The 11,036-nt window shown below is 54.3% G+C and carries 8 protein-coding genes; 3 read left to right on the forward strand and 5 right to left on the reverse strand.

All coding sequences use genetic code 11. From position 1 onward, the window contains the following. Window positions 1–223 precede the first annotated feature (223 nt). Both metW and metX read right to left on the reverse strand, forming a co-directional pair. Window positions 224–805 (reverse strand): methionine biosynthesis protein MetW, encoded by a 582-nt coding sequence (metW, locus tag LVJ78_RS06900; protein ID WP_132954948.1) that lies wholly within the window; start codon window positions 803–805, stop codon window positions 224–226. Next, a complete protein-coding gene (gene metX, locus LVJ78_RS06905; protein WP_132954949.1) occupies window positions 802–1,941 on the reverse strand; it encodes a homoserine O-succinyltransferase MetX in 1,140 nt (379 codons plus the stop codon). The genes metW and metX overlap by 4 nt, the downstream gene beginning before the upstream one ends. 123 nt (window positions 1,942–2,064) lie before the next feature. On the opposite strand from metX, the gene LVJ78_RS06910 reads away from it, so the two are divergent. Beyond that, window positions 2,065–2,241, forward strand: coding sequence for a protein MIGRI (locus tag LVJ78_RS06910; protein WP_165870949.1), 177 nt, complete (start codon window positions 2,065–2,067; stop codon window positions 2,239–2,241). 863 nt (window positions 2,242–3,104) lie between these two features. On the opposite strand, the gene LVJ78_RS06915 is transcribed toward LVJ78_RS06910, so the two are convergent. Further along, window positions 3,105–4,424 (reverse strand): DUF445 domain-containing protein, encoded by a 1,320-nt coding sequence (locus LVJ78_RS06915; protein ID WP_132953123.1) that lies wholly within the window; start codon window positions 4,422–4,424, stop codon window positions 3,105–3,107. Between the two features lie 924 nt (window positions 4,425–5,348). Then, window positions 5,349–7,214, reverse strand: a complete 1,866-nt coding sequence (gene ilvD, locus LVJ78_RS06920) for a dihydroxy-acid dehydratase (protein ID WP_132953121.1) — start codon at window positions 7,212–7,214, stop codon at window positions 5,349–5,351. A gap of 504 nt (window positions 7,215–7,718) precedes the next feature. Here ilvD and lgt point away from each other — a divergent pair. Beyond that, window positions 7,719–8,573 carry a prolipoprotein diacylglyceryl transferase gene (gene lgt / locus LVJ78_RS06925; protein WP_132953119.1) on the forward strand — a complete coding sequence of 285 codons (855 nt, stop codon included), beginning with the start codon at window positions 7,719–7,721 and terminating at the stop codon, window positions 8,571–8,573. Window positions 8,574–8,640: 67 nt separating this feature from the next. On the opposite strand, the gene LVJ78_RS06930 is transcribed toward lgt, so the two are convergent. Beyond that, the gene (locus LVJ78_RS06930; RefSeq protein WP_132953117.1) at window positions 8,641–9,978 is read right to left on the reverse strand and encodes an anaerobic C4-dicarboxylate transporter; all 1,338 of its coding nucleotides are present in this window, start codon (window positions 9,976–9,978) and stop codon (window positions 8,641–8,643) included. 309 nt (window positions 9,979–10,287) lie between these two features. Between LVJ78_RS06930 and grcA the strand changes: the two genes are divergently transcribed. Beyond that, window positions 10,288–10,674 (forward strand): autonomous glycyl radical cofactor GrcA, encoded by a 387-nt coding sequence (gene grcA / locus LVJ78_RS06935; RefSeq protein WP_132953115.1) that lies wholly within the window; start codon window positions 10,288–10,290, stop codon window positions 10,672–10,674. The last annotated feature ends 362 nt before the right edge of the window (window positions 10,675–11,036 follow it).

Consider the following 11,036-nt stretch of genomic DNA (forward strand, 5'->3'; position numbering starts at 1 on the left):
AGAACAAGGCACGCACATCGCTTTGGCTGTTGGCTAAACGTCGGATTCAAGAATCCGACCTACGCGGATGATGCTGCCGAACTGCTTTTATTTTGTAAGGTTTTTTTTAGGTTTGGTATAAACCCAACCTACCCGCCGCTCCCGCTCGTGCTCAATCCTTGACAATCCGCTTGCAAAACAAGGCCGTCTGAAACTTTTTTCAGACGGCCTTGTTTTCACATTTTCAGCCCACGCGGTAAAACGCCAAGCTGCCCAGCAGATTGGGCAGCGTATCCACGCGTTTGCTGCCGGTCATCACCGCGCGTTCGAGCACGCGGATATTGTTTTTGGCGCACAAGCGGTCGAAATCCTGCAAGGTGCACCAATGAATATTGGGCGTGTTATACCATTGATACGGCATGCGCTCCGACACCGGCATATGGCCCAAAAGCGCGATTTGCAATCGGTTGCGCCAATAGCCGAAATTGGGAAACGACACAATCGCCTGCCCGGCCACGCGGGTGAGGTCTTGCAAAATGGTTTCGGTGTTTTGCATGGCCTGTATGGTTTGGCTGAGCACAATCACATCGAAACTGTGATCGCCGAATGCCAGCAAGCCCTGCTCCAAATCGGCCTGAATCACGTTCACACCGCGGCCGATGGCAGCAATCACGCTGTCGGTATCGATTTCCACGCCATAGCCGCTGCATTGTTTGTGCGCCACCAGCGCCGATAAAAGCTCTCCGTCGCCGCAGCCCAAATCGAGCACGCGGCTGCCCTCGGGCACCCAGTCGTAAATCAATTGTAAGTCGTCGCGCAATATCATGCCTGCCGCTCCTGATAAACATTGTGCATATACGCACGCACGGCGCGGGTATAAGGCGCATCTTCCATCAAAAAGGCATCGTGGCCGTGGTGCGATTCCACCTCGATATATTGCACCGGCTTTTGCGCGGCAATCAGCGCCTTCACCAATTCATGCGAGCGCTCGGGGGAAAAACGCCAGTCGCTGCTGAAGCTGGCCACGAAAAAGCCGGCGCGGGTGTGCGCCAGCGCCGCTTGCAGATTGTTGCCGTATTCAGCGGCGGGGTCGAAATAATCAAGCGCTTTGGTCATTAGCAGATAAGTGTTGGCATCGAATTGGCCGGCAAATTTGTCGCCTTGATAGCGAAGATAAGATTCTACTTCAAATTCAACATCATAACCATATTGAAAACCATCGCTGTGCAATTCGCGGCCGAATTTTTTGCCCAGCCCGTCTTCCGCCAAATAGGTAATGTGGCCCATCATACGGGCGATTTTCAGGCCGCGCTTGGGCAGCGTGTGGTGGCGGGCATAATGGCCGCCGTGAAAATCGGGGTCGGTTAAAATCGCCTGCCGCGCCACATCGTTAAACGCGATATTTTGGGTGGAAAGCTTGGGCGACGAGGCGATCACCAGTGCATGGCGCACCCGCTCGGGATAATCAATCGCCCATTGCAAGGCCTGCATGCCGCCGAGGCTGCCGCCCACCACCGCCGCCCATTGCGTGATGCCCAAATAATCGGCGAGCATGGCTTGCGATTTCACCCAATCTTTCACCGTCACCACCGGAAAATCGGCACCGTAATCTTCGCCGCTTTCGGGGTTGATCGACAAAGGGCCGGTGCTGCCGTGGCAGCCGCCCAAATTATTGAGACCCACCACAAAAAAGCGGTCTGTGTCGATGGGTTTGCCCGGCCCCACCATATTGTCCCACCAGCCCGGATATTTATCGCCGGCCGCATGCCGCCCCGCCACATGGTGGTTGCCCGACAAGGCATGGCAAATCAACACGGCATTGCTTTTATCGGCATTGAGCGTGCCATAGGTTTCTATCATCAGGTCGAAACGCGGCAGCTGCTGGCCGTTTTGCAGCATCAGCGGAGTGTTGAACGGAATTTTTTGCGGGGCAACCAGCCACACGCCGTGTTTGTCGGTCATCGTTATTGGGAAAACATACGGAAAGCGGTTATTATAGCGGCTTGAAGCCGTTTTGTGGGCTTGGTATGGCCGTTTGAGAAACCAATCTTTCAAGATCTTTCAGACGGCCTTTGGGAAATCTAAATGATAGGCCGTATTTTAAGAATTTTCTTTTTGCTCGCCCTTATCGGCCTGATTGTGCACCGTTTGTTCAGTCGCAGCCAAAAACGCGCCATCAGCGAAGTGGTGCACATCAGCGCCTGGGTGCTGCTGGCGGCGGCCGTGTTGGCGCTGGGCTGGTATGTGTGGGCGGCTTGGTGAGTGTGCACCGGTTTGTATCTGAAAAGGCCGTCTGAAAAAAGTTTCAGACGGCCTTTATACCAATTCTAAAAAATAACCTTACAAAATAAAAGCAGTTCGGCAACATCATCCGCGTAGGTCGGATTCTTGAATCCGACACTTGTTCGCAGAACAAGGCACACACATCGCTTTGGCCGTTGGCCAAATGTCGGATTCAAGAATCCGACCTACGCGGATGATGCTGCCGAACTGCTTTTATTTTGTAAGGTTATTTTTTAGAATTGGTATGAAAACTTTTTCAGACGGCCTTTGCTGTGCAAGCACGATTATTGATTCGGCAATTAAATATTGAACATTTTCAGATGCCGGCAAACAAGCCTTTGGCTTGTTGCCCTCTCCCTAGCCCTCTCCCACGGGAGAGGGAACAGGTTTCTGCTGCGGGTAAGAGGATGTGAATATTCAATAATTAATTGCCGCATCTATAGCTTTGTCAAAACAAAGCGTAATCGTATGCATATAGTGGAATGCATAAAAAAGTGACACGACGGGTAGGTTGGGTTGAAAACCCAACAAGCCCACGGGCCGTCTGAAACGTTGGGTTTATCAACCCAACCTACTCCGTGATAGTGCGTGGTTTTGTATCACTTTTTCTTGCATTCCACTATAACACAAAAATGCCGAAACCTTTGCAAAACGCCCGTTCTGTCGCTCCTGCGCAGGCAGGAGCCTAGTTAAAGCGCAGCTTCAGTTGCCAGACCCATTCAAAAAATAACCCCACTGCGTTGGCTCGCCTTGCCATATGTGTGTACTGTCTTCGGGCCGCCTTGTCAGCTTACTTTTTTGAATGGGTATTATTAAATGATGGTTTGTTTATTTTTGCGCAATCAAAACAGCCATTGCGACACGCTGTAAATCACCAGCCCCACCAAGCCGCCCACCAGCGTGCCGTTGATGCGGATAAACTGCAAATCGCGGCCCACGCTCAATTCGAGTTTTTCCACCATTTCGCGGCTGTCCCAGCCTTTCACCTTATCGGACACAAATTGCGCCGCCTGCTCTTTATAGCGCATCACGCCATCGCGCACCATCAACGACAAACGCACATCCGCGCGGCGCATAAATTGCGGGTATTGCGCCGCCTGCGCCAGCATATGATCCAACAACTTATTGAGCTGCACGAGCCAGAGCGAATCCGCTTGCTGCACATCGGCCGCCGTCCACGTTTGTAGGCTCTGCCACATCCGCGCCAGGCTTTGCTGCACCGCGCTGGAATGCGCAAGCTGGCGCTTGCCCGCTTCGAGCCGCTTGTGCCACAGGCGCGAATGGCGCAAGGCTTCGCTGATGCGGTCGATTTGTTCATCCACATTTTTGCGCAAACGGTGCTCAGGGTCTGCCAAGGCCGCGGCCAGATAATCATCGGCCCAATCGAGCGCTTTGGCGGCCACCCAACCATCCACCCTGTCTACCAGCGAGCCTTTGAGCGAAGCTTTGATTTTTTCCCAGGCGCTGGGCGCTTCGCTTTCAATGCGCGCCGCCCATTCGTGCAGATTTTGCTCCAACAAAGCGCGTGTTTGCGGATCGCGCAGCCAGCGGCGCGTTTGCTTCATCAAAGCGCGCAAGAGCGTTTGGTGCAAGCCTTGCGATTTCAGCAGCGCGAGCGCATCGGCCAGGGTTTTGCCGATTTTGTCGCCGCTGTATTGCTCGGCCAGCATCATGCTGCCGAAACGCGCCACCTGCTCGGGCTTGGCCACATTCAAAAGCGCCGGCAGCTGCGAGGCCAGCCACGGCAGCCAACGCGCGCGGTTGGCCGGCGCGGCCAGCCAGGCCAACAATTTTTCACTCGGCGCAGCCTGATACACGCGCAACGCAATCGGGCGGCCCTGCAAAAAATTGTTTTCAATAAAGCGCCCCAACTCATCGGCGATACGGTGTTGGTTGCGCGGCAAAATGGCGGTATGTGGAATCGGCAGGCCCAAAGGGCGGCGGAACAAGGCGGTAACGGCAAACCAATCGGCCAGCGCGCCCACCATCGCCGCTTCGGCAAAGGCTTTCACATAGCCCAGCGCCGGATATTGGCGCACATTCATGGCCGCCACCACAAACAGCACCGCAGCCAAAAAGAGCAGCCCCGTGGCCAAGCGGCGGCTTTTTCGCAAGCGCAGCCGCGCCGCTTCCGTGCGCGCTTGGGCAGATAAAATCGTCATATTCTTCTCCGGCAGATACCGATTCGGTTATTGCTTAAATTTTAGGCAACAATATTTTTCGTTATCATCACAATGGCTTGCCCAGCTTATCCACATATCTTGCACAAGATAGCAAACAAAAGCTGTGGGCAAGGCTTGAAACTCAAGCCCTTTGAATTTTCCGCGCTAAATTGATTAAATTTTAAGCAGCTCGATTTTTCGCAATTATTTCAATCCTCAGCCCGCCTTATCCACAAGCCGCCCACAGCTTTTTGCCGTGCAAATGCGGATAAACGCCGGCTTGCCGCTCAGATTTTCAGACGGCCTTTTGCCTATATTTTAAGCAAATTTATTTTTGTCTGTGCAATCAACACATCACGCGGCTTATCCACATCTATTGCACACCCACACCAACATAAATGGGGGCAATTGCCACCTTTTTTGCGCATAATACCAATCCAAAAAAATAACCTAACTTCGTTGTCTCGCCTTGCCGTACTATCTGTACTGTCGCAGGCTTCCGCCTTGTTAGCTTACTTTTTTGAATGAGTATAATTTCCGTGCTTGAACAGCGGGATTGCTATCGGCGCGGCTTCACGCCATTTTAGCATGCGCTCTGCATCCTATTGCCGCCATTCAAACAAGGACTGCACAAAAGCCTGAGGCCGTCTGAAAACATTTCAGCCTGTAGGTCGGATTCTCGAATCCGACACTTGTTCGCAGAACAAGGCACGCACATCGCTTTGGCCGTTGGCCAAATGTCGGATTCAAGAATCCGACCTACGCGGATGATGCTGCCGAACTGCTTTTATTTTGTAAGGTTATTTTTTTGAATTGGTATAAGTTGTTTAATAATAAAATGAATTTTGTAAAAGCCTGAGGCCGTCTGAAATTTTTTCAGACGGCCTCAGACTTTTACAGCCATCAATGCAAATTCAGGCTGGCTCAGCTTTTGCGCTCAACTTGCGACACATCGCGCACGGCGCCGGTGTCGGCGCTGGTGGTCATGGCGGCATAGGCGCGCAAAGCGGCCGACACTTGGCGCTCGCGATTTTGCGGCTTCCAAGCGGCTGCACCGCGCGCTTCCATTGCTTCGCGGCGCTGTTCGAGCACGTCAAACGGCACGGCCAAGTGGATGCTGCGTTTGGGGATGTCGATTTCTACCGCATCGCCCTCTTCCACCAAGCCGATTGCGCCGCCCTCGGCCGCTTCGGGCGAAACGTGGCCGATGCTCAAGCCCGATGTGCCGCCGGAAAAGCGCCCGTCGGTGAGCAAGGCGCATGCTTTGCCCAAGCCTTTGGATTTTAAATAGCTCGTGGGATAAAGCATTTCTTGCATGCCGGGGCCGCCTTTGGGGCCTTCGTAGCGGATAATCACAATATCGCCGGCCTCGATTTGATTGTCGAGAATCGCCGCCACGGCATCATCTTGGCTTTCAAACACGCGCGCTCGGCCTTTAAAGGTGAGAATGCTGTCGTCCACGCCGGCGGTCTTCACCACGCAGCCGCGCTCGGCGATGTTGCCGAACAACACCGCCAGGCCGCCGTCTTGCGAATACGCGTGCGCCTGGCTGCGGATGCAGCCGTTTTCACGGTCGAGATCCAGGCTCGGCCATTGGCGGTTTTGCGAAAAGGCTTCGGTGGTGCGCACGCCGCCGGGCGCGGCTTTGTAGCGTGTGTGCGCCGCTTCATTGGCCGGGTTGGTGATGTCCCATTTATCCAGCGCGGCTTGCAGAGTATGTTCGTGCACGGTGGGCACATCGGTGTGCAGTTTGCCGGCGCGGGCAAGCTCGGCCAAAATGCTCATCACGCCGCCGGCGCGGTGCACGTCTTCCATATGGTATTTCTGCGTGGCCGGCGCCACTTTGCACAAACACGGCACGCGGCGGCTGATGCGGTCGATGTCGGCCATTTTGAAATCCACTTCGGCTTCGTTGGCGGCGGCCAAAAGGTGCAGCACGGTGTTGGTGGAGCCGCCCATGGCCACATCGAGGCTCATGGCGTTTTCAAACGCGGCTTTGGTGGCGATATTGCGCGGCAACACGCGCTCATCGTCTTCTTCATAATAGCGTTTGGTGATATCCACAATCAGGCGGCCGGCTTCGAGAAACAATTCTTTGCGGCCTGCATGGGTGGCCAAAAGCGAGCCGTTGCCCGGCAGCGACAAGCCCAAGGCTTCGGTGAGGCAGTTCATCGAATTGGCGGTGAACATGCCCGAGCAAGAGCCGCAAGTGGGGCAGGCGCTGCGCTCCACCGCAGCCACTTCTTCATCGCTGATGCTGTCGTCGGCCGCATCCACCATGGCATCCACCAAATCGAGCTTGCGCCCGTCCACAATATTGGCCACGCCGATTACCTTGCCCGCTTCCATCGGCCCGCCGGATACAAACACGGTGGGGATATTCAGGCGCAGCGCGGCCATCAGCATGCCGGGGGTGATTTTGTCGCAATTGGAAATGCACACCAGCGCATCGGCGCAATGCGCGTTGACCATATATTCCACCGAATCGGCAATCAAATCGCGGCTGGGCAGCGAATAAAGCATGCCGCCGTGGCCCATGGCGATGCCGTCGTCCACCGCGATGGTGTTGAATTCTTTGGCCAGGCCGCCGGCTTTTTCGATTTCGCGCGCCACCAGCTGCCCCATATTGTGCAGATGCACATGGCCGGGCACGAATTGGGTAAACGAGTTGGCAATGGCGATAATCGGCTTGCCGAAATCTTCGTCGGTTACGCCGGTGGCGCGCCACAGCGCGCGCGCGCCGGCCATATTGCGGCCGTGGGTGGAGGTTTTGGAACGGTAGGCTGGCATGGTGGTTTCCTTGATTCTGGTTCTGATTGACTTAATTTCAGCAGGCCGTCTGAAAGCGTTTCAGACGGCCTTATGTGGATAAAACCTTGTGCGGCTATTTTATACCAATTGTTAACGATTAAGAAGCCGACAAAATGTCTGATTATGCTTTATGCGCGTTCAGACGGCTTATGCTTTGGTTTGCGGCAAGCAATCACCGCTCAATTATTTTTGATGTGGGGATTTTTAAGGGGCTCTGAATAGCTCCGGCGAGTGAATTTTATCGGCATGAGTTGCTCTGAGCCTCTTTAAAATATAGGCCGTTCTATGGCTGCAGCCGCCGCAAAGCAGATTGGCGTTGAAATCGCGCAATTATGTGCACAAAGTTATCCCACAGGCCGTCTGAAAAGTTTCAGACGGCCTGTGGGATATTGTGTCTTTAGCCTTTCCTTACCTTTCAAGCGCCGCGCCACAGCAGCGCTTTGGGCTATAATGGCCGCTTGAAAAATTTCAAGGCCACGCATCATGATGATACATCCGCAGTTTGACCCGATATTGCTCAGCATCGGCCCCTTGGCCATCCGCTGGTATGCGCTCAGCTATATTATCGGCTTTGTGCTGTTTATCTGGCTCGGCCGGCGCCGCATTGCAGAAGGCAACACGGTGTTTACCAAAGAAATGCTCGACGATTTCCTCACTTGGGGCGTGATCGGCGTGATTTTGGGCGGGCGCTTGGGCTATGTGTTGTTTTACAAATTTTCCGATTATCTCGCCCATCCGCTGGATATTCTCAAAGTGTGGGAAGGCGGCATGTCGTTTCACGGCGGCTTTTTGGGCGTGCTGGTGGCGATGTGGCTGTTTGGCCGCAAGCACCACATCGGCTTTTGGAAAGTAGCCGACTTTGTGGCACCGCTCGTGCCTTTGGGGCTGGCTTCAGGGCGCATCGGCAATTTTATCAACGGCGAATTGTGGGGCCGCGTCACCGACATCAATGCTTTTTGGGCGATGGGCTTTCCGCAGGCGCGCTATGAAGATTTAACCGCCGCCGCCCACAACCCGCAATGGGCGGCCTGGCTCACCCAATACGGCATGCTGCCGCGCCACCCGTCGCAGCTTTACCAATTTGCACTGGAGGGCGTGGCGCTGTTTGTGATTGTGTGGCTTTTCTCGAAAAAACCACGCCCCACCGGCCAAGTGGCGATGGTGTTTTTGGCGGGCTACGGCTTTTTCCGCTTTATCGCCGAATTTGCGCGCCAGCCCGACGATTACCTCGGCCTGCTCACTTGGGGCTTGTCGATGGGGCAATGGCTGAGCCTGCCGATGGTGGTGCTGGGCATTATCGGCTTTATCTATTTCGGCAAACGCGGCAAAGCGGCGTAAACAAGTTATACCAAACAAACAGGCCGTCTGAAGGCTTTCAGACGGCCTGTTTGTGATGCATCATGGTTCACAACACCAAAGGTGCCACCAAAAAGCCCAACGCCACGGCAAACACAATTGCCAGCACGCCCGGCAGCAAAAACGAATGGTTGAACACAAAGCGGCCGATGCGCGTGCTGCCGGTGTCGTCCATCTGCACCGCGCCCAGCAGCGTGGGATAAGTGGGCAGCACAAACAGCGCCGACACCGCCGCAAAGCTCGCCACCAAAATATACACCTGCCCATTATTCGCCGGCGTGATGCCCAGCGCCAGCACCACCGCCGGCATAATCGCCTTGGCCGTGGCCGCTTGCGAATAAAGCAGCATGCTGGCAAAGAAAAGCGCCACCGCCAAAAGCCACGGATAATTGCTCACCAGCGCGGCGGCGGTTTCTTTCACCGCATCCAAATGCGCATTCACAAAAGTGTCGCCCAGCCACGCCACGCCGAGCACGCACACGCAGGCGGCCATGCCCGATTTGAAGGTGCTGGTTTCCAAAAGCTTGCCGGTGTCGAGCCTGCAAAAAATCACAATCAGCGTGGCAATAATCATCATAAAGCTCACAATCGCACCATCGCGCGGCAGCACCGGGTTTTCCACCAAGCCGATGGCCGGTGAAATCGCGCAGGCATAAAGCACCACCGCCACCACGCCGAGCAGGAAAATCCACACCGACAAACGCGCGCCCTTGGGCAGCGCCGCCCGCGCACCGCGCTCAGGTGGCAGCACCAAGCCCGCAGCCAAGCGCTGCCGGTAAACCGGGTCTTGCGACAAATCCAGCTTGAAAAAAAGATTAATCAGCAAAGCCACCAGCATGCAGGCCGCATAAGTCGTGGCCAACCAAATCAGCAAAAGCCTAGGATAGCTCACGCCCAAAGGCTCGAGTATGCCGCTCATAAACACCACCGCCGCGCTCACGGGCGAGGCGGTGATGGCGATTTGCGAAGCCACCACCGCAATGCTCAAAGGCGCGCTGGGCTTGATGTTTTCACTTTTGGCCACCTCCACAATCACCGGCATCATCGAATAAGCCGTGTGGCCGGTGCCCGCTAAAATGGTGAGAAAATAAGTAACCGTGGGCGCTAAGAAATTGATGTTTTTCGGGTTTCTGCGCAAAATATTTTCCGCCATGCGCACCAGATAATCGAGGCCGCCGGCCAGCTGCAAAGCCGCAATCGCTGCAATCACCGCCATAATGATCAAAATCACATCGTGCGGAATATGCCCGGGCGCCAGCCCCAAGCCCAGCGCCAACACCGCCACGCCCAAGCCGCCGGTGTAGCCGATGGCCATGCCGCCCAAGCGCACGCCGAGAAAAATTGCGCCCAAAAGCACAATAATCTGCAAAATCAAAGAGGTATCCATATAATGCATTTATATTCGTTTTAAGAGGCATGCTTTGTAACATAATTTCATACATTGCGAAATAGTGCTTTCGCAGCATGCTGCACCGCCGCATCAAACACAGCAAACCGCTTTGCACAAAAGCAGCGGCGGGAAACGGCCTGCTTAACAAGAGCTTTTAAAGATTCAAAAGCTTAGCCAAAAGCCAAAGCGCTCTTTTATAGCAGCGTGTAGGATTTTGTAATTTGATTCAAGTCAATTTCTTTTCAGGTGCAGGGTATACAATTCACATAATCTATTTTTAATCGCACATAAACGAAAGGAAGTTACATGATCAAAGGCATCCAAATCACCCAATCGCAAAACCCGGCCCTGCTCAACTCATTCTGGCTCTTGGATGACGAAGCCCAAGAAGTGCGCTGCCTGTGCGCCAACAGCAACGATTTCGAAGCCGACACCGTGCTGCCGCTGCCGCAGCTGGGCGAAGTGTCTTACCGCGAAATTCCGGTTGATTTCAGCAACCGTCCGCAAGTGGAAGGCGGCCAACACCTGAATGTAAACGTGATGACCCGCGAAACCTTGGAAGAAGCCATCGCCAACCCGGAAAAATACCCGCAGCTCACCATCCGCGTGTCCGGCTACGCCGTGCGCTTCAACTCGCTCACCCCCGAGCAACAACGCGACGTGATCACCCGCACCTTTACTGAAAATATGTAATTCGTGTGAAGATGGCGCCAAGCCGTCTGAAAAGATAAACAGCCCTTTTGAACCGGGATTTCGGTTTAAAAGGGCTGTTTTTATAGTGTGTTGCACAAAATATAAAACGGAAGTCATGCCCGCTTAAATAAATCATCATGACATAGCATGCAAAAGCCGGCGGATTCGGATGCGAAGCACACAACCGGCAACCCACCGTAGGTACGATTAGGCTGTAAGCCGTAATCGTACGAATGCAGCTGCCGCAGCGAACACAGTTGGAAGTCGATCAAAGCAAGCCGTCTGAAAATCAATCTTCAGACGGCTTGCTTGTTTCATGCGTACGATTACGCCGCTGCCGGCGGCTAATCGTACCTACGCGG

It is taken from the genome of Uruburuella suis, from assembly GCF_022870845.1.
Taxonomy (GTDB): domain Bacteria; phylum Pseudomonadota; class Gammaproteobacteria; order Burkholderiales; family Neisseriaceae; genus Neisseria; species Neisseria suis.

Excerpts from the sequence above, each read along its gene's own strand:
- metW (WP_132954948.1), bottom strand. The coding sequence starts at position 805 with ATGATATTGCGCGACGACTTACAATTGATTTACGACTGGGTGCCCGAG.
- metX (WP_132954949.1), bottom strand. The coding sequence starts at position 1,941 with ATGACCGACAAACACGGCGTGTGGCTGGTTGCCCCGCAAAAAATTCCG.
- LVJ78_RS06910 (WP_165870949.1), top strand. The coding sequence starts at position 2,065 with ATGATAGGCCGTATTTTAAGAATTTTCTTTTTGCTCGCCCTTATCGGC.
- LVJ78_RS06915 (WP_132953123.1), bottom strand. The coding sequence starts at position 4,424 with ATGACGATTTTATCTGCCCAAGCGCGCACGGAAGCGGCGCGGCTGCGC.
- ilvD (WP_132953121.1), bottom strand. The coding sequence starts at position 7,214 with ATGCCAGCCTACCGTTCCAAAACCTCCACCCACGGCCGCAATATGGCC.
- lgt (WP_132953119.1), top strand. The coding sequence starts at position 7,719 with ATGATGATACATCCGCAGTTTGACCCGATATTGCTCAGCATCGGCCCC.
- LVJ78_RS06930 (WP_132953117.1), bottom strand. The coding sequence starts at position 9,978 with ATGGATACCTCTTTGATTTTGCAGATTATTGTGCTTTTGGGCGCAATT.
- grcA (WP_132953115.1), top strand. The coding sequence starts at position 10,288 with ATGATCAAAGGCATCCAAATCACCCAATCGCAAAACCCGGCCCTGCTC.